This window comes from Streptomyces sp. NPDC048560 (assembly GCF_040650955.1).
GTDB lineage: Bacteria > Actinomycetota > Actinomycetes > Streptomycetales > Streptomycetaceae > Streptomyces.
Window position 1 is genome coordinate 261,627 of sequence record NZ_JBEZIJ010000010.1, and the last position, 23,396, is coordinate 285,022.

Consider the following 23,396-nt stretch of genomic DNA (forward strand, 5'->3'; position numbering starts at 1 on the left):
TTTAGACGTTGCGTCAACAAAGGATTACCGATCGGTAGCTTGTAGTTCAAGGGGCCGTGCGATTCCCGCTGGACAGCGCCCCCGGGTTGGGCTGGGATGGGACGGTGACTGCCGATACCGTGACCGATCTCTTCGAAGAACACCGGCCCGTGCTGACCGGAGTGGCCTACCGGATGCTCGGTCGCATCGCCGACGCCGAGGACGTGGTGCAGGAGGCGTGGCTGCGCTGGTCCTCGGCGGACCGCGACGACGTACGGGAACCGCGGGCCTATCTCGTACGGATCACCACCCGCCTCGCCATCGACCGGCTGCGCCAGGTCCAGTCGCGGCGCGAGGCGTACGTCGGCCCCTGGCTCCCCGAACCGGTCGTCACCGACTTCGGTCCCTCCGTGCCCGACACCGCCGAGCGGGCGGTCCTCGCCGATTCCGTGTCGCTCGCCGTACTGGTCGTCCTGGAATCCCTCTCGCCGTTGGAGCGCGCCGTCTTCGTGCTGCGCGAGGCGTTCGGATTCCCGTACGCGGAGATCGCCACCGCACTCGACCGGACCGAGGCCGCCGTGCGTCAGCTCGCCGGGCGCGCGAAGCGCCATGTGGAGGAGGGCAAGCCGCGCTACGACGTGGACCCCGCCGAGCGCCGCGACCTGACGGAACGCTTCCTCGCCGCGGCGTCAGGCGGCGACCTCGAACAGCTCCTCGCGCTGCTCGCGCCCGATGTGCGCCTCGTCAGCGACAGCGGGGGCAAGGCGAAGGCGCCGCGGCGGATCATCGAGACGGCGGACAAGGTCGGCCGCTTCCTCATCGCCGTCAGTCAGGAGCAGGCGCCGGACATGGAGTTCCGGTTCACCGAGCTCAACGGCGGCGTGGCGCTGGTGATCCTCTCCGGCGGCAAGCCGGACACCTTCTTCCAGGTGGACATCAGGGACGGCGTCATTCAATGCGCCTATCTCATCCGTAACCCAGACAAACTATCCGGACTTCCCGTCGAGTAACTCTGGCCCGCCGCGCACCAATTAGCGCCCGATCCCTTCGTGACCCAAGCATCGAGCCCCACGGACCCGCCCCGACGTGGGGCTTTGTGCTGCGCGCGCCTCACGGCACCAAGAACGTCCTGTGAACGCTCTGCGGTGCGGCCCCGTTTCACTCCGTCACTACTGAAGGATTGGTCTTGACCAAGGGGGTGTGCCGTCCTATGGTCACAACGTTAAGACAGGAACCTTTAATAAATAACGTCGCGGAAAGCCGCGGGGCGATTGCGAGGACAGGGTGGGGACCACGCAGCTGGAATCGGTGCAGGAGCCGAAGTACTGGCACCTCAAGACCGTGCTCAGTGAGGCACTCGACTCGGACTTCGCGGTGGGGGAGATCCTGCCCAACGAGCGGGACCTCGCTGCCCGGTTCGGTGTCGCCCGAGCCACGCTCCGGCAGGCTCTCGAGCAGCTCGAACTCGAAGGCAGGCTCCAGCGCCGCCGCGGCGTCGGGACCACGGTCGCTCCGCCCCGCGTGGGTGTCGCCGTGTCCACCGCCCAGCAGGACTGGACGGGTGGTGCCGGTGAGACGTGGCAGCCCGTCGACTGCACCACCGGGGCCGCCCCGGCGGTCGTGAGCGCCATGTTCGACGTTCCCACCGGGGACACCGTGCACCGGGTCCGCCGTGTCCGCGTGAGCCACGGTCAGCCGCTCGCGGCGGAGTTCCTCTACGTCCCCGCCTCCTCGGTGCCCGCCCTCTCCGCCATCGACGCCCCTTCGGGTCCCGCCCGCGCGCGGAGCGTCCTGCGCGAGCTGGACCGGCTCGGCCTCAACGGCCAGGACCGCTCCGTGGAGCTCGGTTCCGCCCGGGCGGACGACGCCAAGGAACTCGACAGGCTTCCTGGGGCCCCCGTACTCGTGGTCACCACGCGCTACTTCGCGGCAGGCGGCACGGCGGCCGTGTCCGTGGCCACCTACCGGGCCGACACCTGCCGGCTCACCTTCGGTGACTCGGGCGCCCTGGAGATCAGTCACGAAGAGCAGGCGCAGCAGGCCTCCTGACCCTCCGCACTCCCGCCCCGGGCCTGCCCGCCCAGGTGCTCGGTACGGCCCGTCGCCATCAGCGGCGGGCCGTCGCCGTGCCCTCCACCGCGAACAGCTGCTCCTCGACGTGGTCCAGTGCCAGCCGCAGAGCACCCGTCGCCACAGCGGCCTCGCCCAGCAGGGAGAGCGTGACCCGGGGCGGGCGCAGGCAGTAGCGGGCCAGCTCCCCGCGCAGGGGATCGAGAACGCCGTCCAGCCCCGCTGCCCAGCCGCCGATCACCACGAGCTCCGGGTCGAGCGCGAGCACCAGGGCCGCCACATCGTGGACCAGCCGCTGGTTGAAGCGCTCGACGGCCGCCTGAGCACCGGCATCGCCCCTCCGCGCCTCCGCGAAGACAGCGGCCACAGCGTGCTCGTCCAGCGGATCGAGCGGGGTGTCCGTCGTGGACAGCAGATGCTCAGGGGTCACGTCCCGGCCCAGCAGGTGCAGCGCACCGATCTCACCGGCCGCCCCATGGAACCCGCGATGAAGACGCCCGCCGATCAACGAGCCGGCCCCGGGGCTCAGGCCCGCCAGAACGAACACGATGTCGTCCGACTCGGTCGCCGCGCCCTTCCAGTGCTCGGCCACCGCCGCGGCGTTGGCGTCGTTCTCCACGAGCACCGGACAGCGGAACGAACGCCTGAGCCGCTCGCCGAGGGCGAGCCCGGTCCACTCCGGCAGCGCGGTCCCCAGCCGTACGGTTCCGTCGGCCTCGACGATGCCCGGGCTGCCCACACCGACCGCACGCAGACTGCTCCGGGCCACCCCGGACCGTCGCAGAAGATCCGCGATCACCGTCCTGACCTGGTCCAGCCGGTCGTCGGCCCCCGCTGTCTCGGACACCGCACGTGATCCGGCACCGATGATCCGGCCGTCCAGCCCCGACAACAGCGCGGAGACCCGGTGCGGCCCGATCTCGACACCCAGCAGATGCCCGGCCTCGGCCCGGAAGCGGAACCGTCTGGCCGGCCTGCCCTGCCGCCGGGCCTCGCCCTCGTCGGCCTGGGCCTCGACGACCAGCCCGGCCTCGAAGAGGCCCTCGACGACACCCTCGACCGTGGGGCGGGAGAGCCCCGTGATCCGGGTCAGGTCCGTCAGCGTGGGAGAACCCGCGCCCCGCAGGGCGTGCAGTACCACCGCGGAATTGATCCGCCTCAACAGTGACGGGTCCCCGCCGGTCAGCCGGCCCACGGTGTGTCCTCCCAGCTCGCGCGCATGTTCTGCCGGATCGTACTCGCTGGTCGGGGACCCAGCGACCACCGGACGCAGCCGGTACCGAGAGGTGACCTGCGTCAGCGCGGCGCCACGAAGCCGGACTCGTACGCGGCGATGACCGCCTGGGTCCGGTCCCTCGCCCTCAACTTGGCCAGGATGGCGCTGACATGCGACTTGACGGTCTCCACCCCGACGACGAGCTTGGCGGCGATTTCCGCGTTGGAGAGCCCTCTGGCCATCAACCGGAGCACCTCCTCCTCCCGCTCGGTGAGCGAGGCCAGCTCCATGGCGGCCCGCGCCTTGTTCGTGCCGTACTCGGCGGCGAGCCGCCGGACAGCGGCCGGGAACAGCAGTGACTCCCCCTCGGCCACCAGCCGCACCGCGTTCACGATCTCGGCGGGCCGCGCCCGCTTCAGCAGAAAGCCGTCGGCTCCCGCCCGGAGCGCCTCGTAGACGTACTCGTCGTTCTCGAACGTCGTCACCACCAGGATCTTCGGCGGATCCTGCATCGTCCGCAGCACCACCCTGGTCGCTTCGATGCCGTCCATCAGCGGCATACGCACATCCATGGCGACCACGTCGGGCCGCAGTTGACGCACCAGCGGGATCACCGCGGCACCGTCACCCGCCTCGCCCACCACCTTGATATCGGGCTGTGCCTCAAGGACCGCACGCAGACCCGCGCGTACGAGAGGTTCGTCGTCGACCAGAAGTACGGTAACCGGCATCCACTCAGCGTATGTGCTCCAGCGGAAGGCTCGCGTGCACTCTCCATTCGCCGTCGTAGGGGCCCGTCTTCGCCTTCCCGCCCAGCAGGGCGGCCCGCTCCCGGATGCCCCGCAACCCGCTGCCACCGCCCGACATGCTCGACGCGCCCGTGAGCGGATTCATCACTTCGAGCTCCAGCCACCCGTCCACCACGCTGATGCGCACCCGGACGGTCACGGAGCCGGCGTGACGCAGTGCGTTGGTGAGGGACTCCTGAAGGATGCGATATCCCTCGCGGGACACCGGAGCGGGCACAAGATCGAGCGCGCCGGACACCTCGGCGACGACCTCCGCGCCCGAACCACGAGCGGAATCCAGGAGCCGGTCCGCCTCCACCAGCGTGGGTCGCCCGCTTGCCGGGGTGCCCGACTCACGCAGCACCCTCAGCACCCGCTCCAGGTCGTCCAACGCCTCCCGTCCCGTCTCCTCGATCGCGGCGAGGGCCCGCTCCGTGAACGCCGGATCGTTCGCCGCGCGCGCGGCGCCGGCCTGTACGACAGCCACAGTCAGTGCGTGCCCGATCGAGTCGTGTAGTTCTCGCGCGATGCGATTGCGCTCCAGCAGTTGCTCGGTGCGCTCCTCCAGGGCCGTCAACCTCTCGGTGGCGGTCGGTCCGAGCAGCCAACGGGCGGCTGCCGCCGCGACGTCACCGCCCACCGTGACGACGGCGAGCAGGACAAGGACCGGTACGGGGGCCAGGAGGCCGTACCACCAGTGCGGTTCCACTCCCCGCACCAGCCAGTCGTTACTGGGCCCCTTCCCGAAGGCCATACCGACGAGATCGACGGAGGTGGCCGGCAGCCAGACCGTCGCGAACATCACCGGTACCGCGAACAGGAGCCGAAGCTCAAGCCAGAGCACCGTCCGCCAGCGATCCGGCCACGTCGACGCGGCCGCCACCGAGATCGAGGCATCCGGTCTGCCGCGCTCCCACGGTGTGAGCAGCAACTGCCCCTGGACTCCTTCGGCCAGGCGCATCGCCGGGACAAGTCCGACCGGCACCGCCATGAGCGCGAGCATCCACGGCTTGTCCGGGGAGATGAACAGCCACACGCTGGCGACCGCGGCCGGGCTGACGAGATGCAGCCAGCGGCTGTACGTGGCCGGCCGGGCCAGCGGAGCGAGGAAGCGGTACATGCGAGCCATCGTGCCACCGCGGCTGTGGCGGCGGCCTCCCCCTGGCGAGGGAGATGATCCACCCCGGCGGGGGAGGCCGTAGAGGGTGGACGACGGCCAGGCTGAGGACATGACCAGCATCGACGTTCATGAGCTCACCAAGGAGTACGGCGCCACCCGCGCCGTGGACCGCCTCACGTTCAGCGTGCGGCCAGGCCGGGTCACGGGCTTCCTCGGCCCCAACGGCGCGGGCAAGTCGACCACCATGCGGCTCGTCCTCGGACTGGACCGGCCCACCGGCGGCACGGCGACCATCGGCGGACAGGCGTACGCACGGCTCGACAACCCGCTGCGCAAGGTCGGCGCGCTGCTCGACGCCCAGGCGGCCCACGGGTCGCGGACCGCTCGGCATCACCTGCTGGCCCTCAGCGCCAGCAACGGGATCCCCGACGCGAGGGTCGACGAGGTGCTCGAGGAGGCCGGCCTCAGCCAGGTCGGGGGCAAGCGGATCAAGACCTTCTCACTCGGTATGCGCCAGCGCCTAGGCATTGCCGCCGCTCTCCTCGGCGACCCGGAGGTGGTGATGCTGGACGAACCGTCGAACGGGCTGGACCCGGAGGGCATCGTCTGGATACGTGAGCTGATGAAGAGGCTCGCACGCGAAGGCCGTACGGTCCTCGTCTCCAGCCATCTGATGAACGAGACCTCTTCCTTCGCCGACCACTTGGTGGTTCTCGGCAAGGGCCGGCTGCTGGCCGATCTGCCGATGAAGGAATTCCTCGACTCCCGCGGGAAGCCCCGGGTGCGGCTGCGCACGACCGAGTCGACGCGGCTCAGGGACGCCTTGATACGGAAGGGGCACGACCCGGTGCAGGAAGACGACGGCCGGTGGACCGTCGAGGGTGTGAGGGCGGAGGAGATCGGCACCATAGCCGCCTTCGAGGGCATCCCCATCCTCGAACTGCTCGACGAGCAGACCACCTTGGAGCAGGCATATCTCGACCTCACGGCGAAAGAGACGGAATTCGCGTCCACCGGAGGAACCCCGACCACTCGCCAGGAGGCCTGACCATGTCGACGACCGCGGTTCTCCGCTCAGAGTGGATCAAAATCAAGTCGGTCCGGTCGGTCGCGGGCTCGCTGATAGCCGTCTTCGCCGCAACGCTGGCCATCACGGTGCTCACCTTCGCCACGGTCGGCCAGGCGGAGGCGGACAACGAAGGTGCCGAGCCGGTCTTCGACGCGTTCTACGCACTGAACTTCGGGCAGATCGCGGCAATCAGCTTCGGTGCCGTGGCTCTGTCCTCCGAGTACCTGAACGGTGCTCTGCGCATATCGCTCGCGGCCGTGCCCCGCAGAGGACTCTTCTACCTCGCCAAGATGTCGGTCGTCGGCGGGCTCGCCCTCCTCGTGGGTCTGTTCACCAGCTTCTCCTCGTTCCTGGTGGGTCAGCTGTTCATGGGCGAGTACGCGATCGGGCTCGGGGAACCGGGCGCGCTGCGCGCCGCCTTCGGCGGTGGCGTCTATCTGGCGCTCATGGCGTTGTTCGCCGCGGGGCTCGCGGCCCTGCTCCGCAGCGCGACCGCGGTCCTGAGCCTGCTCATCCCCTTCATCCTCATCGTCTCCTTCGTGGTCGGGGACATAGCCGGAGGAGTTGCCCAGTATCTGCCGGACCGCGCCGGGCAGTTGGTGCTGCACCAGAGTCCACAGGGCAGTCTGGGCCCGTGGGCGGGGCTGGCCGTCACAGCGGCCTGGGCCGGAGCCGCGCTGCTGGCGGGCTGGTGGGCGGTGCGGAAGCGGGACGCGTAACTCAGGTGCGCGCAAGAGGGAGGCGCGGGGCGCCGGCGCCCCAGGCCCCGCCCCTCAGGCCCGGCAGGGCGTCACTTGTCAGTGTCGGACGGTTTACTGACGGAATGACGACCGCACACCACCTTCGCCTCATCGACGGGATGCGTGCCCGGGCCTTTCCCACGGAGCGCACTCCGGCGGGCTCGGGAGTCAGCGGGCCCGGCTACCACACGGCGTTCCTGCACGTCGAGGACGAGGACCTGGAAAGAGACGGGACGGGAGACCCGGAGCGCCGTGCGCAGTGCCTCGCCGAGCACGACACCTTGCTCACGCTGCTCACGCTCCGCTGGGGTGAGCCGGAAACCGTCAGTCTGTGGAGTGCGCAGGCGCGGATGATGGCGGGGGAGGAGATACCCGAGCCCTGGGCCGACCCGGTGGCGGGCTGCGAGTATCTCCAGCTCTGGAGGATCGAGGAACGCTGGATCGCGGTGGGGCTCCACCTGGAGAACGACGGGCCGGGCTGCGAGCTGAGTGTGCTGGTGACAGTGATAGACCCGCCCTGAGGCGCGGATGGTCGCTCGCTCGGTCCGGACGGCGTGGGCGGGCCGGGACTCAGCCGGAGGCCGGCTTCTCGCCGGGGACGGGGCCGTCGTGGAACGCGGCGGCTCGGAGGCGGGCGTATTCGTCGGCCATCGTGCGAACGGTCCAGTGGGCGTTGAGCCCGCTCGGGTTGGGGAGAGCCCAGACCCGTGCGTCGCCGATCCTCCGCTCCTGCGGGCCGATCTGCGCACGGCGTTCGCCGAAGGCCGTGCGGTAGGCCGTGACTCCGACGACGGCGAGCCACTGCGGAGCCAGGTGCGCCACCTTGTCCGTCAGCAGTTCAGCACCTGCGCGGAACTCGGCGGCGCTCAGTTCATCCGCCCGCGCCGTGGCTCGCGCGACGAGGTTGGTGATGCCGAGGCCGTGCGCCGGCAGCTCGTACTGCTCGGACGGCTTCAGCCGCCGGGGGGTGAAGCCCGACAGGTGGAGCACCGGCCAGAAGCGGTTGCCGGGGTGGGCGAAGTGGAAGCCGGTGGCGGCGGTCATGAGGCTCGGGTTGATCCCGCAGAACAGCACACGCAGACCGCCCACGGCCACATCGGGAACGATGCGGTCGCGGGCGGCCAGGAGTTCTTCGGGTGTCATCCGGTGGGGTTCTGGCTGTCAGAGGATGGAGCCGGGGGTGTAAGCCGCGGCTTCCGGGTGCTGCTTGGCGATCTCCTCGATCCGGGAGACCACGACAGTGACCTGGTCGCCCGCCGCGCCCGTGAAGGACAGCTTGTCGGCCATCAGCGCGTCCAGCGCCGCGCGGTCCAGCGGGATGCGGTCGTCGGCGGCCAGCTTGTCCAGCAGTTCGTTGCGCTCCGCCCCCTGCTCCCGCATGGCGAGCGCCGAGGCGACCGCGTGCTCCTTGATCGCCTCGTGTGCGACCTCCCGGCCGACGCCGGCGCGGACCGCACCCATGAGGACCTTGGTGGTGGCGAGGAACGGGAGGTAACGGTCCAGTTCACGCGCCACGACCGCGGGGAACGCTCCGAACTCGTCCAGCACCGTCAGGAACGTCTCGAGGAGGCCGTCGAATGCGAAGAAGGCGTCGGGCAGGGCCACTCGGCGGACCACCGAGCAGGACACGTCGCCCTCGTTCCACTGGTCGCCCGCCAGCTCGCCCGTCATCGAGGCGTAACCGCGCAGGATCACCATCAGGCCGTTGACACGCTCGCAGGAGCGGGTGTTCATCTTGTGCGGCATGGCGGACGAACCGACCTGGCCGGGCTTGAATCCCTCGGTCACAAGCTCGTGTCCGGCCATCAGCCGCACGGTCTTGGCGACGGAGGAGGGAGCCGCGGCCAGCTGGACCAGCGCGGTCACGACGTCGTAGTCGAGTGAGCGGGGGTAGACCTGGCCGACGGAGGTGAAGGCCTGGGCGAAGCCGAGGTGTCCGGCGATGCGCTGTTCCAGGTCGGCGAGCTTCCCGGCGTCACCGCCGAGCAGGTCGAGCATGTCCTGTGCGGTGCCCACGGGGCCCTTGATGCCACGCAGCGGGTAGCGGCCGAGGAGATCCTCCAGCCGGGCGTACGCCACCAGCATCTCGTCCGCGGCGGTCGCGAAGCGCTTGCCGAGCGTCGTCGCCTGTGCGGCGACGTTGTGGGACCGGCCGGCCATGACCAGCTCGCGGTACTCGCCCGCCAGCTTGCCGAGGCGGGCCAGGACCGCCACCGTGCGGTCGCGCATCAGTTCCAGCGACAACCGGATCTGGAGCTGCTCGACGTTCTCCGTGAGGTCCCGGGACGTCATGCCCTTGTGGACCTGCTCGTGGCCGGCGAGGGCGTTGAACTCCTCGATCCGGGCCTTCACGTCGTGCCGGGTGATCTTTTCGCGCTCGGCGATCGAGGCCAGGTCGACCTGGTCGAGTACACGTTCGTAGTCGGCGAGGGCGGCGTCAGGCACCTCGATCCCGAGGTCCTTCTGAGCGCGCAGCACCGCCAGCCACAGCTGACGCTCCAGCTTCACCTTCTGCTCGGGGGACCAGAGGACAGCCAGCTCCGTGGAGGCGTAGCGGCCGGCCAGGACATTGGGGATGCGAGGCTTCGCAGACACAGCAGTCACGTGTCCAGATTCTACTGGCGGTTTGTGCAGGCCAGCGCCGCGGGTTCACTTGTGGCTTGCTACGAGGCCGGGAAGGCGTGAAGGCCGGCCGGGAAGGCGGGAAGCCCGGCCGGAGGGGTGCGAGCACCTTGAGGGTGTGGGGTGTACAGGCGCGGCGGTGCGCAGGGATGCGTGGAAGCGCGGTTCTGCGGGGGTCAGCCGAGCGGTGGCTCGTACGGCAGCAGCTCGGCGCGCTTCGCCGGGCGGCCGTCGCCGGACGACCGGCCCGTCAGCCGTCGCCCGATCCACGGTGCCAGATGCTGCCGGGCGAACCGGACGTCGTCGACCCGCCGCACCGCCCAGCGGGGCGGCACCGTCGCCGGCATCGGCGTGCGCCAGTCGAGCTCGGCCGGAAGCCCCAGTGTCTGCCACACCGCCTCGGCCACCCTGCGATGGCCCTCCGCCGTGAGATGCAGCCTGTCGACGTCCCACATCCGCGGGTCGGCGAGGGAAGCGGCGCCGTACAGATCGACCACCAGTGCCCCGTGCCGGTGCGCCAGGTCGTCGATCAGGGAGAACACCTCCTCCATCCGCGGACGGAAGCGCTCCATCACCGGGCCGTTGCGTCCCGGGCTGTGCATCAGCACCAGCTGCCCGCAGGACGGCGCGAGACGCTCCACGGCCTCCTCCAGCCGCGCCCGCACCATGCCCATGTCGCACTTGGGCCGCAGGGTGTCGTTGAGCCCGCCCACGAGCGTGACCACGTCGGCCCGCATGGCTGCGGCGACATCGACCTGTTCGTCGACGATCTGGCCGATCAGCTTTCCGCGCACGGCGAGGTTGGCGTACCGGAATCCCGGGGCGCGGGCTGCGAGGCGGGAGGCCAGGACGTCGGCCCAGCCCCGGTAGGAGCCGTCAGGCAGCAGGTCCGACATGCCCTCGGTGAAGGAGTCGCCGATCGCGACGAAACTGGTGTAGGAGGCATTCGTTTCCATGGCTCTGCGATCGTACCGCGCGGTATCCGGTGCGTCCCGCGCCGGCTACCGCTCAGTAGATCGCGCGACTACTGCCCAGTAGGGCGGCCCGGTCACCGGGTAGCAGCCAGCCCGACAGCAGGCGTCTCCCGCTCCGGCTCTCCGTATCCGGCTCTCCGTATCCGGTTGTCCGTATCCGTGGAGCCGGATCGCGCCCCTTCCCGGGCCGGGCGAACGGGAGCGGGACCGGAGCGGGACCGCCTCAGCGTCCCTGCGGGCGTCCCACCAGCTCGCGCAGTACGTCCTCCATCGTGACGAGCCCGGCCATCCTGTCGTTCTCGTCGACGACGACCGCCAGGTGGGTACGGCTGCGCCGCAGCGCGTTCAGGACGTCGTCGAGCGGCGTCGACTCCCGTACCCGGGCGATCGGACGCATCGCCGTCACCGGGAACGGGACATCGCGCGGAGTCGCGTCGAGTGCGTCCTTCACGTGCAGGTAGCCCAGGATCCGCGCCTCGCTGTCCATGACGGGGAAGCGGGAGAAGCCGGTCTCCGACGAGAGCCGTTCCAGTTCCTCGGGCGTCGTCCCGACCCGGGTGGAGACCACCTGGGCCACCTGCAGGACGACATCGCGTACCGGGCGGCGGCCCAGTTCCAGCGCGTGACGCAGCCGCTCCGCCGAACGGTCGTCGACCAGACCGGCGTCCCCGGCGTCCTTCACCAGCCGGGCCAGTTCGTCGTCGGAGAAGGTCGCGGAGACCTCGTCCCGGGTCTCCACCCGCAAGAGCTTGAGCAGCACGTTCGCGAAGGCGTTGATCGCGAAGATCACCGGGCGCAGTCCACGGGCGAGTGCCACCAGCGGAGGGCCGAGCAGCAGCGCGCTGCGGGAGGGCTCGGCGAGCGCGACGTTCTTGGGCACCATCTCGCCCAGGAGCATGTGCAGATACGTCGCCACGGTCAGGGCGATGACGAACGACAGCGGATGCACCAGTCCGTGCGGCACACCGAGCACGTCGAACACCGGCTCCAGCAGATGGGCGATGGCTGGTTCGGCGACGATACCCAGCACCAGCGTGCACAGCGTGATGCCGAGCTGCGCCGCCGCGAGGAGCGCCGACACGTGCTCGAGGCCCCAGATGACACTCTTGGCGCGCCGGTTGCCCGCCTCCGCCTCGGGTTCGATCTGACTGCGGCGTACGGAGATCATCGCGAACTCCGCGCCGACGAAGAAGGCGTTGACCACGAGGGTCAGCAGACCGATGAAGAGCTGGACGGCGGTCATCGTTCGTTCTCCGTCAGCTCGTGGGAACCGGCAAGCGGCGCGTGCAGGAGAGCGCGCGCGGCGCGGCGCCCGGAGGCGTCGACCACGTCGATGCGCCACCCGGCCAGATCGACGGTGTCACCGACCACCGGGATGCGTCCCACCTCGGCGGCGATCAGTCCGGCGAGGGTTTCGTACGGTCCCTCCGGCACGCGCAGCCCGATCCTCCGCAGCTGGTCGGTGCGGGCAGCGCCGTCGGCGGACCAGAGCGTGCGTCCGTGGGCGTCCTCGCCGGCCCGGGCGAGGTCCGGTGTCTCGTGCGGGTCGTGCTCGTCGCGTACCTCGCCGACGACTTCCTCGACGATGTCCTCCAGCGTGACGACACCCGCCGTACCGCCGTACTCGTCGATGACGACGGCCATGGCCAGTTTGCCGGACAGCCGGTCGAGCAGCCGGTCCACGGTGAGGGTCTCCGGTACGAGCAGCGGCTCACGGAGCATCTCCGAGACCCTCCTGCGGTGCCTTTCGTCGGCGGGGATCGCCAGGACGTCCTTGATGTGGGCGACGCCGACGACCGAGTCGAGGTTGCCGCGGTACACGGGGAAGCGGGAGAGACCGGTCGCGCGCGTCGCGTTCGCGACGTCCTCGGCCGTGGCCTGCACCTCCAGCGCGGTCACCTGGACGCGCGGGGTCATCACGTTCTCGGCGGTCAGCTCCGACAGGTTGAGGGTGCGGACGAAGAGTTCGGCGGTGTCCGCCTCCAGCGCGCCCTCCTTCGCGGAGTGCCGTGCCAGAGCCACGAGCTCCTGCGGGCTGCGGGCGGAGGCGAGCTCCTCGGCCGGTTCGAGGCCGAAGCGGCGCACGATGCGGTTGGCGGTGTTGTTGAGGTGGCTGATGAAAGGCCGGAACAGGGCGGTGAACACCCGCTGCGGTGTGGCCACTCTCCTCGCCACGGCCAGGGGTGAGGAGATCGCCCAGTTCTTCGGGACGAGCTCGCCGACCACCATCAGGACGACGGTGGACAGCGCGGTGCCGAGCACCAATGCAACCGAGGACGCCACGCCGGGGGAGGCGCCCAGCGCCTCCAGGGGCCCTCGGATGAGCTTGGCGACGGAGGGCTCGGCGAGCATGCCGACTACCAGGTTGGTGACCGTGATGCCGAGCTGCGCGCCGGACAGCTGGAAGGTGAGGCTGCGGACGGCCTTGAGGGCGCTGGCCGCCCCCCGGTCCCCTCGCTCGACCGCCCGCTCAAGCTCCCCGCGCTCGACCGTGGTCAGGGAGAACTCCGCCGCCACGAAGGCTCCGCACGCGAGCGAGAGCAGGAGCGCCACGAGGAGCAGCAGCACTTCGGTCATCGGTTCACCTCCGTCCCATGATCATGCAGGGACAGGGGGAGCGCGCGATGAACGCGACGTCGGCTACTGGGAGGCTCGCCCATGGGCGGACGCTCACACCTTTCGTGGGAGTCGGTCGATGACAGGCCATCGTAAGGCCGCCCGGGTCGGCGCGTCCGCCGGGCGCCCGGTGTGCGGCGGCGGATCGCGTGCGTGCGGCGGCGCGGCGGCGGCTCGTGCGCGCGGCGCGGAGGCTCCGTGCGGGGACTCAGCCGCAGCGCCTCAGCCGGCGAGGGGCTTCACCCAGCGGCTCCACTGGGGTTGCACTGCGTACCCGGCTGCGCGCCACGCCCGCTGCGCCAGGTCGTTGTGGTCGAGGACCATCGCGTCGCCGCGCCGCCCGCCCAGCTCCGCGAATCGTTCCTCCGCCGCGGCGAGGAGAGCCGTGCCGATGCCCCGTCGGCGCAGGCCGGGATCGACCGCGAGCCGGTACAGGTGGCACCGCCACCCGTCGAAGCCCGCGATGACGGTTCCGGCGAGGACACCGTCCAGCTCCGCGAGGAGCAGTGCGCCGGGATCGCGGGCCACCAGCCGCCGTACGCCGTCCTGGTCGTCACTGATGCTGGTGCCCTCGGCAGCCACCTCCCAGAAGGCCAGGACAAGGTCCAGATCGTCGGCACGGGCGGCGCGTATCGCAAGATCATTCATGGCGGTCATCCCATCACCGGCGGGGCGGGGCCGTCGAGAGGATTCCGGCATACGGGCGGGTCCTGCCGGGGCCTGCCGCTGCACGTGTACGGAGCACCGCGCGGCCGCCCTTGCTGGCGCTAGCGCAGGCGCGCTAGCGTGAGGGGGTGCCCAAGACTCAGCTGAACGTACGAGTGGACGAGGCCACCGCCGAGGCCGCGCGACAGCGCGCGCTGCAGAGGGGGATGAGCGTGAACCGCTACATCGAGGAGCTCGTGAAGCAGGACGCGGGCGAAGTGGGACACACCTTCGTCGAAGCCGCGGCCGACTTCATGAAGCAGTACGAGTCGGTTTTCGCGGACGAGTTCGGTGCGGAGGGCGAGCGAGCCCGTTGAACGTGAAGATCGACCTTTCCTGGCTGCTCATGGTCGCCGAGCACAAGACGCCCGGAGATCCGCAGGTCGTCGACTGGGGCGCACTCGTGGCCGCGGTGAGCCGCCACGAAGCGGAGATCTTCGGCAGCCCCGTCTACAGCGACCCCCACTCCCGTGCCGCCGCCCTGCTGCAACTGCTGCTCCACGTGCCCGCGCTCGAACACTCCAACGCGATGTTCGCCTCCGCCGTCGCCTACGGCTACCTCGTCGCCTCGGGGCTGAAGGTCATCACCTCGCCCGAACAGGTGCGTGACCTGGCCAGGCTGGTCAAGGAGGGGAAGGCGGACGTCCGGGCCATCGCCGAGGAACTGCGCCAGTGGAGCGTGTGACTCCGGGGCGCCCGCCCGGGCAGGCTCGCGGGGGGCCACTGTGGCCCGTTCTGGGCAAGATCCCCGGAAGGCACCCTTCCGCGACTCTCCGCCACTAATGTCCCGAGCATGACACGCATAGCGCGCCTGAGAAGCATCGGACGGACCCGGCGGATGACGGTCACCCTCGTCGGCACGGCGGCCGCCGTGATCCTGGGGGTGAGCGGGGCCCTGGCCGTCGGCGCCCCGGACGACGGGGGCACGGGCACCTCGGGCGGTACGACGGTCGGGGTGTCGGGTGGCTCGGAAGGCGAACCGACGCCCAGCGGATCACCGGCACCCAGTCCCGGCGCGTCGGACGGCGCGGGAGACGCCGGCGGGCCCATCGGCGGCTCCAGCGATGGTTCCAGCGGTGGCGGGGAGCCCACCGAGTACCCGGACCCCTCGGGCCACCCGAGTCCGAGCGATCCCGGCGACCCGTCCCCGACATCCCCCGCTGATCTCGCCGAGCTGACCGAACGCATCGGTGAGCTGGAGTCGAAGGTCGACCAGCTGCCCACGAAGAAGGAACTGGCCGACGCCCTGCGGGCCTTCGCCGACCAGCTGGACAACGGCGGGCAGAGCGAGGGCTGACGGACTCAGTCGTCCGAGAAGGGCCGGCGCGCCACACCCAGGACGCAAGGGGATGAGGGGAGTTGCATCCCCTTCTCCGGAATGCGCAGTCGGCGGTAGGTACCCAGCTCGAAACCGGCGGCCTCGACGGCGGCGATCGTGTCCCGTGCCGTGTGACATCCGCCGAAGAGCAGCGGCCAGACCGTACGGTCCACCACCCGCTGCGTCGCCGCGAGGCCACGGCCCGGGGCGAGCCCGTGCTCGAAGAAGCGCAGCTCGCCCCCGGGCCGCAGGACCCGCCTGATCTCGGCCAGGGCGCGCGGCAGGTTCCGCACGGTGCACAGCACGAGGGAGGCCACGGCCGCGTCGAAGGCCTCGCTCTTCACCGGCAGCGCCTCGGCGGTGCCGGGCACCACGTCCACCGGGACCTCCGCCCGCAGCGCGGCGTCGACCGCCAGCTGCCGCAGGCTCCGTTCCGGCTCGATCGCCACCACCTCGGACACGGCCGCCGGGTAGTGCGCGAAGTTCAGGCCGTTTCCCGCGCCGACCTCGATCACGCGGCCCGACAGTCCGGCCAGCAGCTCCGCGCGATGGGCGGCGATGCCGCCCCGGTCGTCGGCGGCCACACTGATCCGGGCGTAGAACCGGGCGAAGACGGGATGGTGCACCGCGTCCCGCGGGATCTTCCTGCTGCGCAGCTGCATGACGGCCTCCTCGAGGAACACGTACGGCTCCCTTCGATTCTCCCCCGCAGGCGCCTGCTTCTCCCCTGCACGCGGGCGATCGGGCGGGCGGTCACGGCACCCGGTGCCCTCCCAGCTCCGTGGACAGCCAACTCGCCGCACGCGCACGGAAATCCCGGGGAGCCAGCGATCCCGCACCGGCCGGCACCGCACCCAGCAGGGGGGCGCCCGCGGCCACCGGAAGATCGTCGATGTTGCACCGGGCAGCCAGGTCGGGTTCGGCCGGCATACTGCCTACCACCACACCCAGGCACTCCAGACCCCGGGCCCGCAGGGCTTCCGAGGTCAGCGCGGTGGCGTTGAGGGTTCCCAGCCCCGCCTGCACCACCACCAGGACGGGCGCGCCCAGCAGGCGTGCGGTGTCCGCGAGGGTGGAGCCCTCGTCGTCGAACCGTACGAGCAGCCCGCCGGCGCCCTCGATCAGCACCAGATCGTGGTCGACCGCCAGCTTGCCCGCCGCTTCGGCCACCTCGTACGGGCGCACCGGTGCGAGACCGGCACGGCGCGCGGCCGTCGCCGGGGCCAACGGGTCCGGGAACCGGGCCAGTTCGACCGGGGTGACATGCCCGCCCGCGAGCCGTACCACCTCGGCCGCGTCCCCGTGTTCCCCGGGGACCAGTCCGGTCTGTGCGGGCTTGAGCACCGCGACCCTCCGGTCTCGCGCCACCGCGGCCACGGCCGCGGTCACCACGGTCTTGCCGATCTCGGTGCCCGTGCCGGTCACCACCAGAATCGTCATCTCAGCCCTCCCGCGAGGCAGCGCACACGGCGCGGCAGATCCTCGCCACATCGTCATCACTCGTCACATAGGGCGGCATGGTGTAGATGAGGTCGCGGAACGGCCGCAGCCAGACCCCCTCCCTCACCGCGGCCCTCGTAGCGGCCTCCATGTCCACCTCGTGATCCAGCTGTACGACGCCGATGGCGCCCAGCACCCGGACGTCCCGGACCGCGGGCAGCGCGGCCGCCTCCGCCAGACCGGTCCGCAGCCCGTCGCCGATCCGCCGGACCTCTCGCTCCCAGTCCTGCCCCAGCAGCAGGTCCACCGACGCGCAGGCCACCGCCGCGGCGAGCGGATTGCCCATGAACGTCGGGCCGTGCGCGAGTACGGGCACCTTGCCGCTGGAGATGCCCTCGGCCACCCGGGAGGTGCACAGGGTCGCCGCCATGGTCAGGTAGCCGCCGGTCAGCGCCTTGCCGACACACATGACATCCGGTGAGACACCGGCATGGCCGGCTGCGAACAGTTTGCCCGTACGCCCGAAACCCGTGGCGATCTCGTCGAACACCAGCAGTACGTCATGGGCGTCGCACGCCTCGCGCAGCACCCGGAGGTAGGCGGGCGAGTGGAACCGCATACCCCCCGCTCCCTGCACCACCGGCTCCACGATCACGGCGGCCAGCTCGTCCGCGTGGTCCGCGATCAGCCCGCGCAGGTGCGCGATGTACGCCTCGTCCGGTTCGGCGTCGAAGCCGTCCGGCGGCGCGTCCGCGAAGACCTGCCGGGGCAGCGCGCCCGACCACAGCTCATGCATCCCGCCCTCGGGGTCACACACGGACATCGGCTGCCAGGTGTCCCCGTGGTAGCCGCCGCGCCAGGTCAGCAGCCGCTGCTTGGACTCCTGTCCGGCCGAGCGCCAGTACTGCAGGCACATCTTCACCGCGACCTCGACCGACACCGAACCGGAGTCGGCGAGGAACACATGCCGCAACGGCTCCGGGGTGATCTCCACCAGCCGGGTCGCCAGCCGCACGGCGGGCTCATGGGTGAGCCCGCCGAACATCACATGACTCATCCGGTCCAGCTGGTCGCGCGCCGCCTCGTTGAGCACCGGGTGGTTGTACCCGTGCACCGCCGACCACCAGGACGACATGCCGTCCACCAACTCGCGCTGTCCGTGAGCCTCTTCGGCGAGCCGGAGCCGCACCCCGGACGCGGACTCCACGACCAGCGGTTCCTGACGGCCCGGCATCGGGCCGTAGGGGTGCCAGACGTGTGCCCGGTCCAGGGCGCGCAGCTCGGCGGGGGAGAGCGGCTCAGGCATTGGGCGCGAGGTCCGTGCCGGCGCCGCGGCGGCGGACCGTCACCAGGTCCGTGCGCGCCCCCGGCACCTCGGTCACATCCGCGACCGGCGCCTCGGGAGACTCCGCCGCCCCGGCAGGCTCGTCCGCGCCGTCGCCGCAGGGCCCGCAGCCGCCTTCGTGCGAGCCGCAGCCACCGCCCGCCTGCGCACGGTGCTGGGGCAGCGTCGTCGTGCCCGCACCCTCCACCTCGAAGCCGGCGTCCGCGATCATGTCCAGGTCGGTCTGGCCGGCCTGTCCCTCGCTCGTCAGGTAGTCACCCAGGAAGATCGAGTTGACCAGGTTCAGGGCGAGCGGCTGCATCGAGCGCAGATGGACCTCGCGCCCGCCCGCGAGCCGCACCTCGACGTCCGGGCAGACGAACCGGACCATCGCGAGGATGCGCAGACAACGCTGCGGAGTGAGGTTCCACTCCTTCGCGAGCGGGGTTCCCTCGAAGGGGATGAGGAAGTTGACCGGCACCGAGTCGGGGTCGAGCCCGCGCAGCGCGAAGACGACGTCGACGAGGTCCGCGTCGCTCTCACCCATGCCCGCGATCAGACCGGAGCACGCGGACAGCCCGGCGGCCTGTGCCTGCTGCACGGTCTCCACCCGGTCGGCGTACGTGTGCGTGCTGGTGATCGCGCCGTACGTGCCCTCGGAGGTGTTGAGATTGTGGTTGTACGCGTCGGCGCCCGCGGACCGCAGCCGCTCGGCCTGTCCGTCGGAGAGCAGACCGAGACAGGCGCACACCTCGACGCCCTCGTTCTGGTCCTTGATCGCCTCGATGGTCTGTGACACCCGGTCGACGTCGCGGTCCGTCGGACCACGGCCGCTCGCCACCAGGCAGACACGCTTCGCGCCGCCGGCGACCCCTGCGGCCGCCGCCTTGGACGCCTCGTCCGGCTTCAGCCACGTGTACTTGAGGATCTCCGCCTTCGACCCGAGCCGCTGCGAGCAGTACGAGCAGTCCTCGGGGCAGAGCCCGGACTTGAGGTTGACCAGATAGTTGAGTTTCACCCGACGCCCGAACCACTGGCGGCGTACCCGGCCGGCGGCGGCCACCACGTCGAGCAGTTCGTCGTCGGAGGTCGCCAGCACGGCGAGCGCTTCTTCGCGGGTCGGCAGTTCGCGCCGCAGCCCCTTGTCCACCAGCGTGTTCAGCAGGTCCATGGCGCTGATCCTTACGTACGGCACGGTCATCGGCCAAGGAGGAACCAGACAGAAGAGACGGAGAAGGGTGTGGGTATTGCCACATCCTGACCCGCTGCGCTCGCGGCTAAGGTCTGTGAGCTGCCTACAAAAGGGACCACGCCATGTCCTTCGCCCCGTTCGACTGGATCGACGACGAGGCCCGCCGCCGTACCGCTGCCGGACTCGTCCGCACGCTGCGGCCGCGATCCGCCGAAACGGAACTGCTGGACCTCGCGAGCAACGACTATCTGGGCCTCACCCGGCACCCGGAGGTCACCACCGCGGCCGCCGACGCGGCACGCCGGTGGGGCGCCGGTGCCACCGGCTCGCGACTCGTCACCGGGTCCACCGCCCTGCACGCCGAGCTCGAACGCGAACTGGCCGCCTTCTGCGGTTTCGAGGCGGCCCTGGTGTTCTCCTCCGGTTACGCGGCCAACCTCGCCGCCCTCACCGCGCTCTCGGGCCCCGGCTCCCTGATCGTCTCGGACGCGGGCAACCACGCCTCGATCGTCGACGGGTGCCGGCTCTCCCGGGCGGCGACGGCCGTGGTGCCGCACGCGGATCCCGACGCCGTGCGCAAGGCGCTGCACGCCCACGACGGGCGGGCCCTCGCCGTGACGGACTCGGTCTTCTCGGTGGACGGCGACGCCGCGCCGCTGACGGAGCTCGCCGACGCCTGCCGGGCCGGCGGCGCCGCACTGCTGGTGGACGACGCGCACGGGCTGGGCGTAGTCGGGGAGGGCGGGCGCGGCGCGCTCGCCGCCGTGGGGCTCGCCGGCGGGGAGGGGATCGTCGCCACACTCACCCTGTCCAAGTCGCTGGGCAGCCAGGGCGGGGCGGTCCTCGGGCCGGCCCGGGTGATCGAGCACCTGGTCAACACCGCCCGCACGTTCATCTTCGACACCGGGCTCGCCCCGGCGGCCGCCGGAGGGGCGCTCGCTGCCCTGGGCCTGCTCCGGCGTGAACCGGAGAGGGCGGGGCAGGCCCGTGGGGTGGCCACAGCCCTGTACGAACAGCTGACAGCGGCCGGTCTCACGGTGGCACGCCCCGACGCGGCGGTGGTCGCCGTGCGGGCACCGTCCGCGGACACGGCGGTGCGCTGGGCGGCCGACTGCCGCGCGGCGGGCATCGCGGTCGGCTGTTTCCGGCCGCCGTCGGTACCGGACGGGATCTCGCGGCTGCGGCTCACCGCCCGCGCGGACCTGACGCCGGAACAGATCTCGGGCGCCGTGGCCACGATCCTCAGGACCGCTCCCGAAGGCGCGTCGGCCCAGGCCGGCTGAGGCGCAACGCGGTCAGCCGTCGCAGGTTCCGGGGTACAGCCCAAATCCAGTCTTCCGTGGCAGAGTTCACCGCTTTGGGCGACAGATATATACATATCTTGGTGCATGGTCGTTACAGAGGGCAGCATCGGTGTCAATCTGGCGCGAAGCACAACCCCGGCCGATCTCGGATCGGCCGGGCCGGGAAGGGACGGCGCCGCCATGGCAGACCAGCAAGAAGCATCCGTCACTCTGCCGAGCGATCCGGTCTCGGTCTCCTCGGCGCGGAAGTACGTGGCCCGGGTACTCGGCGAGTGGGGCCTCCCGGACGACACCGACATCGCCGACAGCATCCGTCTGATCGTCTCCGAACTGGCCACCAACGCCGTCCAGCACACCTTCGGCCAGTCGCCCACCTTCACCGTGGACCTCCGGCTGGACCGGGACGAGGAGCTGTTTCTGGGGGTGACGGACAGTCACCCACGCTGGCCGCGGCGGCTGCCCGCCGCTGTTCAGCAGGACAACGGACGCGGCATGGTCATCATCCGTTGTCTGGCCAAGGAGTGCGGCGGGCGGCTCACGATCAGCCCCACCGCCGACGGGGGCAAGACGGTCTCGATCGCGCTTCCCTGGACCGCACCGGTCCAGAGCTGACCTCGGGCGAAACGGTCCGTCAGCACGCCCTGGCGGCACGTCCGTAGGGGTTCCGGGCGACGCAGTGGCGCCCCGCCCGCACGGGTCCGTCCTCGCGCCGTCGCGGCTCGGACGAAAAGGGCGTCGTCACGACGCGGATGCACGGGGTCCGTTCCCCTCCGTCGCGGCCCGGCCGAAGCGGTCGTCGTCACGCCGGTGCGGCGCGGCCGAAGCCGCTGCGCAGCAGAGCCGTGAGGGTCGCTGCCGCCGCCGTCGCACGGTCGCCCCGATGAACGACCGAAATGGTCCGCCGGAAACCGGCGGGGTCGAGCCGCCGCACCGCGAGTGGCGTCGGAGACATCGCGGCGACCATCTCCGGCACCACGGCCGCGCCGAGGCCGGCGCTCACCAGCGCACACACCAGTGCGTAGCCGGGGGACTCGCAGACCACGGCCGGGGTCGCCCCCGCCTCGGCCAGGGCGCTCTCCACCCCGCGCCGGGGCGGATGCGTCGGCGCACTGCTGATCAGGGGACGGCCGGCGAGCTCGGTGACCGGCAGCCGCCCCGTGCCCTCCGAGAGGACCTGCCCGACGGCGGTGACCAGCACGAGCTCTTCGACCAGCAGCGGCTCGACGACCACCCCCGCGGGTGGCGGATCGGCGACCGCCGGTTCGTACGCGTGGGTCAGCGCCAGATCGACCTCCCCCGCGGCGACGGCGGCGACCCCGTCGGGCGGCTCCAGGTCGGTGACGGTCAGCTCGACGTCCGGATGGGCGCGCCGGAACGCGCTCAGCACCGGAGGCAGCAGATGGATCCCGGCCGTGGTGAAGGTGGCGACGCGCAGCCGGCCGCCCGACAGCCCGGCGAGCCTCGCCAGCTCGTGCCGGGCCTGGTCCATCTCGTCCAGCACCCGCCTGGCCCGGCCGGCCAGCAGTTCCCCGGCCGCCGTGAGCCGTGCTCCGCGGTGGTGGCGCACCAACAGCTCCGCGCCCGCTTCCCGCTCCAGTTTCGCCAGCTGCTGGGAGAGCGCCGGGGCCGTGTATCCGAGGCGGGCCGCGGCGCGCGTGATCGACCCGGACTCGGCGACCGCCACCAGCGCCGACAGGCGCGTCGGGTCGTACATTAAGCGTTCCTTTTGGCAGACCCAGGAGATTGCAAGTACATGCTAAAGGCCCGTCCGGTCCATGGTGTACCCATGGATGCACAACTGCTGGCCTTCACCGGGGTGGCCGCCGCGATGGTGGCGCTGCCGGGTGCCGACTTCACCGTGGTCGTACGCAATGCCCTGGACTCGCGCCGGGCCGGGGTGGCCGCAGCGGTGGGCGTCGCCGCAGGGTTGCTCGTCCACACCGCGCTCGCCGTGGCGGGCCTCGCCGCCGTGCTGGTGACGATGCCCGTGCTCTTCCGCACCGTCCAGCTGCTCGGCGGCGCGTACGTGCTCTACCTCGGACTCAGCGCGCTGTACGCGCTGCGGCGGCCCCCGGCGGGGGCCGGGGCGGACGCGGACGCGGCACCTGGAAGGGCGGCCGAAGCACTCGGGCCCTCGTTGCGGCAGGGTTTCCTGACCAACGCCCTGAATCCCAAGGCGCCGGTGCTCTTCCTCAGCCTGCTGCCCCAGTTCGTGCCGGACGGGCAGCCGCCGCTGCCGAGGACGCTGCTGCTCGCCGCGGTCGTGGTGCTGCTGGCGCTGATCTGGTTCCCGGCCGTGGCCCTGCTCGTGGACCGGCTCGGCCGGTGGCTGCGCCGGCCGCGTACCGCCAGGGCGATCGAGGGCGGCAGCGGCGCGGCGCTCACCGCGCTCGGGCTCGTGCTGGTGGGCGGCCCCCTGCTGCACTGAGGCAGCGGGGGCGCCGGTCATCGCACCCGCCCGTACCAGACGCTCTTGGACCAGATCCGCTCCAGGCGCACGACGGACCCGGACTTCGGGGAGTGCCAGATCCGGCCGTGGCCGGCGTAGATGCCCACGTGGTAGACGCTCCGGCCGAAATGGAAGAAGACCAGATCGCCGCGCTGTCGCTGCGACGAGGCGATGTGCCGGGTCTTGTTGTACTGCTGCTGAGCCGTGCGGGGGAGCTTCTTGCCCACCCTCTTGAACGCGTACAGCGTGAGCCCCGAACAGTCGAAACGGCGGGGGCCGGCGGCGCCGTACTTGTAGGGCGAGCCCTTCTTCGAGGCGGCGATGCTGAGCGCCTTCGTCGAGTGGGTCGCGGCCTCGGCGTCGTTCACGACGCCCGGGGCCAGCATGGTGGTGCCGATCGCGAGAGTGAGGACCGAGGCCGTACCGGCCCGGGCGAGAAGTGACGGGACATGAACCTGCGCAGACATGCG

At 71.2% G+C, this 23,396-nt stretch carries 26 protein-coding genes; 11 read left to right on the forward strand and 15 right to left on the reverse strand.

All coding sequences use genetic code 11. The features are described 5' to 3' along the window. Positions 1-104: 104 nt before the first annotated feature. Entirely contained in the window at positions 105-989 is an 885-nt protein-coding gene (locus AB0C82_RS26445) for an RNA polymerase sigma-70 factor (RefSeq protein ID WP_362846405.1), read from the forward strand. Between the two features lie 274 nt (positions 990-1,263). After that, positions 1,264-2,028: a GntR family transcriptional regulator gene (locus AB0C82_RS26450; RefSeq protein WP_362846407.1), complete on the forward strand. Its 765-nt coding sequence runs from the start codon at positions 1,264-1,266 to the stop codon at positions 2,026-2,028. Between the two features lie 58 nt (positions 2,029-2,086). Here the strand turns inward: AB0C82_RS26450 and AB0C82_RS26455 are convergent, their stop codons facing one another. From AB0C82_RS26455 to AB0C82_RS26465, 3 genes are all read right to left on the reverse strand, one after another. Further along, complete coding sequence (locus AB0C82_RS26455; protein WP_362846409.1) at positions 2,087-3,244, reverse strand: ROK family transcriptional regulator; 1,158 nt, start codon at positions 3,242-3,244, stop codon at positions 2,087-2,089. A gap of 101 nt (positions 3,245-3,345) precedes the next feature. Continuing rightward, a complete protein-coding gene (locus AB0C82_RS26460; protein ID WP_362846411.1) occupies positions 3,346-3,996 on the reverse strand; it encodes a response regulator transcription factor in 651 nt (216 codons plus the stop codon). 4 nt (positions 3,997-4,000) lie between these two features. Beyond that, positions 4,001-5,173, reverse strand: a complete 1,173-nt coding sequence (locus AB0C82_RS26465; RefSeq protein ID WP_362846413.1) for a histidine kinase — start codon at positions 5,171-5,173, stop codon at positions 4,001-4,003. A 109-nt stretch (positions 5,174-5,282) separates the two neighbouring features. On the opposite strand from AB0C82_RS26465, the gene AB0C82_RS26470 reads away from it, so the two are divergent. From AB0C82_RS26470 to AB0C82_RS26480, 3 genes are all read left to right on the forward strand, one after another. Beyond that, entirely contained in the window at positions 5,283-6,221 is a 939-nt protein-coding gene (locus AB0C82_RS26470; protein ID WP_362846415.1) for an ATP-binding cassette domain-containing protein, read from the forward strand. A gap of 2 nt (positions 6,222-6,223) precedes the next feature. After that, positions 6,224-6,961, forward strand: a complete 738-nt coding sequence (locus AB0C82_RS26475) for an ABC transporter permease (RefSeq protein ID WP_362846417.1) — start codon at positions 6,224-6,226, stop codon at positions 6,959-6,961. A 104-nt stretch (positions 6,962-7,065) separates the two neighbouring features. Continuing rightward, positions 7,066-7,503 (forward strand): hypothetical protein, encoded by a 438-nt coding sequence (locus AB0C82_RS26480; RefSeq protein ID WP_362846419.1) that lies wholly within the window; start codon positions 7,066-7,068, stop codon positions 7,501-7,503. A gap of 49 nt (positions 7,504-7,552) precedes the next feature. Here the strand turns inward: AB0C82_RS26480 and mug are convergent, their stop codons facing one another. From mug to AB0C82_RS26510, 6 genes are all read right to left on the reverse strand, one after another. After that, positions 7,553-8,125, reverse strand: a complete 573-nt coding sequence (gene mug / locus AB0C82_RS26485) for a G/U mismatch-specific DNA glycosylase (protein ID WP_362846421.1) — start codon at positions 8,123-8,125, stop codon at positions 7,553-7,555. 18 nt (positions 8,126-8,143) lie between these two features. Then, the gene (gene purB / locus AB0C82_RS26490; RefSeq protein WP_362846423.1) at positions 8,144-9,586 is read right to left on the reverse strand and encodes an adenylosuccinate lyase; all 1,443 of its coding nucleotides are present in this window, start codon (positions 9,584-9,586) and stop codon (positions 8,144-8,146) included. A 194-nt stretch (positions 9,587-9,780) separates the two neighbouring features. Next, positions 9,781-10,560 (reverse strand): SGNH/GDSL hydrolase family protein, encoded by a 780-nt coding sequence (locus AB0C82_RS26495; protein ID WP_362846424.1) that lies wholly within the window; start codon positions 10,558-10,560, stop codon positions 9,781-9,783. Positions 10,561-10,801: 241 nt separating this feature from the next. Next, a complete protein-coding gene (locus tag AB0C82_RS26500) occupies positions 10,802-11,821 on the reverse strand; it encodes a hemolysin family protein (protein ID WP_362846426.1) in 1,020 nt (339 codons plus the stop codon). Then, positions 11,818-13,155 (reverse strand): hemolysin family protein, encoded by a 1,338-nt coding sequence (locus tag AB0C82_RS26505; RefSeq protein WP_362846428.1) that lies wholly within the window; start codon positions 13,153-13,155, stop codon positions 11,818-11,820. Before AB0C82_RS26505 ends, AB0C82_RS26500 begins: the two co-directional genes overlap by 4 nt. Positions 13,156-13,416: 261 nt before the next feature. After that, positions 13,417-13,851: a GNAT family N-acetyltransferase gene (locus tag AB0C82_RS26510; RefSeq protein WP_362846430.1), complete on the reverse strand. Its 435-nt coding sequence runs from the start codon at positions 13,849-13,851 to the stop codon at positions 13,417-13,419. Positions 13,852-13,988: 137 nt separating this feature from the next. Here AB0C82_RS26510 and AB0C82_RS26515 point away from each other — a divergent pair, with 137 nt between their 5' ends. The 3 genes from AB0C82_RS26515 to AB0C82_RS26525 all read left to right on the forward strand — a co-directional run bounded on the left by AB0C82_RS26515 (position 13,989) and on the right by AB0C82_RS26525 (position 15,196). Further along, on the forward strand, positions 13,989-14,216 hold the full coding sequence (locus tag AB0C82_RS26515; protein ID WP_362846432.1) for an antitoxin: 228 nt from the start codon (positions 13,989-13,991) through the stop codon (positions 14,214-14,216). Next, the gene (locus tag AB0C82_RS26520; protein ID WP_185302072.1) at positions 14,213-14,584 is read left to right on the forward strand and encodes a fic family toxin-antitoxin system, toxin component; all 372 of its coding nucleotides are present in this window, start codon (positions 14,213-14,215) and stop codon (positions 14,582-14,584) included. The genes AB0C82_RS26515 and AB0C82_RS26520 overlap by 4 nt, the downstream gene beginning before the upstream one ends. 108 nt (positions 14,585-14,692) lie before the next feature. Then, on the forward strand, positions 14,693-15,196 hold the full coding sequence (locus AB0C82_RS26525; protein ID WP_362846434.1) for a hypothetical protein: 504 nt from the start codon (positions 14,693-14,695) through the stop codon (positions 15,194-15,196). Between the two features lie 5 nt (positions 15,197-15,201). Here the strand turns inward: AB0C82_RS26525 and AB0C82_RS26530 are convergent, their stop codons facing one another. The 4 genes from AB0C82_RS26530 to bioB form a co-directional block, all read right to left on the reverse strand. Further along, complete coding sequence (locus AB0C82_RS26530) at positions 15,202-15,879, reverse strand: class I SAM-dependent methyltransferase (RefSeq protein WP_362846666.1); 678 nt, start codon at positions 15,877-15,879, stop codon at positions 15,202-15,204. Positions 15,880-15,970: 91 nt separating this feature from the next. Next, positions 15,971-16,657, reverse strand: a complete 687-nt coding sequence (gene bioD, locus AB0C82_RS26535) for a dethiobiotin synthase (protein ID WP_362846436.1) — start codon at positions 16,655-16,657, stop codon at positions 15,971-15,973. A 1-nt stretch (position 16,658) separates the two neighbouring features. Continuing rightward, positions 16,659-17,963: an adenosylmethionine--8-amino-7-oxononanoate transaminase gene (locus AB0C82_RS26540; protein ID WP_362846438.1), complete on the reverse strand. Its 1,305-nt coding sequence runs from the start codon at positions 17,961-17,963 to the stop codon at positions 16,659-16,661. Continuing rightward, the gene (bioB, locus tag AB0C82_RS26545; RefSeq protein WP_362846440.1) at positions 17,956-19,152 is read right to left on the reverse strand and encodes a biotin synthase BioB; all 1,197 of its coding nucleotides are present in this window, start codon (positions 19,150-19,152) and stop codon (positions 17,956-17,958) included. The genes AB0C82_RS26540 and bioB overlap by 8 nt, the downstream gene beginning before the upstream one ends. A gap of 143 nt (positions 19,153-19,295) precedes the next feature. Between bioB and AB0C82_RS26550 the strand changes: the two genes are divergently transcribed. After that, the gene (locus AB0C82_RS26550; RefSeq protein ID WP_362846442.1) at positions 19,296-20,456 is read left to right on the forward strand and encodes an 8-amino-7-oxononanoate synthase; all 1,161 of its coding nucleotides are present in this window, start codon (positions 19,296-19,298) and stop codon (positions 20,454-20,456) included. A gap of 201 nt (positions 20,457-20,657) precedes the next feature. Further along, positions 20,658-21,089, forward strand: a complete 432-nt coding sequence (locus AB0C82_RS26555; RefSeq protein ID WP_362846444.1) for an ATP-binding protein — start codon at positions 20,658-20,660, stop codon at positions 21,087-21,089. A 187-nt stretch (positions 21,090-21,276) separates the two neighbouring features. On the opposite strand, the gene AB0C82_RS26560 is transcribed toward AB0C82_RS26555, so the two are convergent. Beyond that, complete coding sequence (locus AB0C82_RS26560) at positions 21,277-22,191, reverse strand: LysR family transcriptional regulator (RefSeq protein ID WP_362846446.1); 915 nt, start codon at positions 22,189-22,191, stop codon at positions 21,277-21,279. 72 nt (positions 22,192-22,263) lie between these two features. On the opposite strand from AB0C82_RS26560, the gene AB0C82_RS26565 reads away from it, so the two are divergent. Further along, positions 22,264-22,905, forward strand: a complete 642-nt coding sequence (locus AB0C82_RS26565; protein WP_362846448.1) for a LysE family translocator — start codon at positions 22,264-22,266, stop codon at positions 22,903-22,905. Positions 22,906-22,922: 17 nt separating this feature from the next. On the opposite strand, the gene AB0C82_RS26570 is transcribed toward AB0C82_RS26565, so the two are convergent. Beyond that, a complete protein-coding gene (locus AB0C82_RS26570; protein ID WP_362846450.1) occupies positions 22,923-23,393 on the reverse strand; it encodes a C40 family peptidase in 471 nt (156 codons plus the stop codon). Positions 23,394-23,396 lie beyond the last annotated feature (3 nt).